We start from the raw sequence: 464 nt of genomic DNA on the forward strand, positions 1-464 counted from the left end.
CCGGACACCATGGCCTACCTGACCGCGCTGCTGCCCGTCGCCGAGGGCGTCGCCGCCTACGCCGCCCTCGCCCGGGACGCCGACGCCGCACGCTCGGCCGGGGATGACCGGTCGCGGGGGCAGGTCATGGCCGACACCCTGGTCGAACGCCTCACCGGCACCCCGGGCGGCATCAGCGGGGTGGAGATCCAGCTCGTCATGACCGACCGCACCCTCCTCCAGGCCGACGCCGAACCCGCACGCCTCCCCGGCTACGGCACCATCCCCGCAGCAACCGCCCGAACACTCGCCCTCACCGGCAAAAACGGCACAGCAGACGCAGCCACAGCCGGCGCCGCCCGAAATGACGCCGGCAAGAGTGACGCCGGCGTGCAAGAGCTGGATCTCTTCCTCCGCCGCCTCTACACCGCCCCCGGCACCGGGGAACTGGTGGCGATGGACTCCAAGGCCAGGCTCTTCCCGCC

Annotated in this window: 1 pseudogene; it reads left to right on the top strand. The window is 72.8% G+C overall.

Annotated features, from left to right (window positions below):
- Nucleotides 1–464 (top strand): annotated as a pseudogene (locus ACYSM9_RS21930) (HNH endonuclease); the annotation flags it as partial.

It is taken from the genome of Arthrobacter sp. C152, from assembly GCF_054890965.1.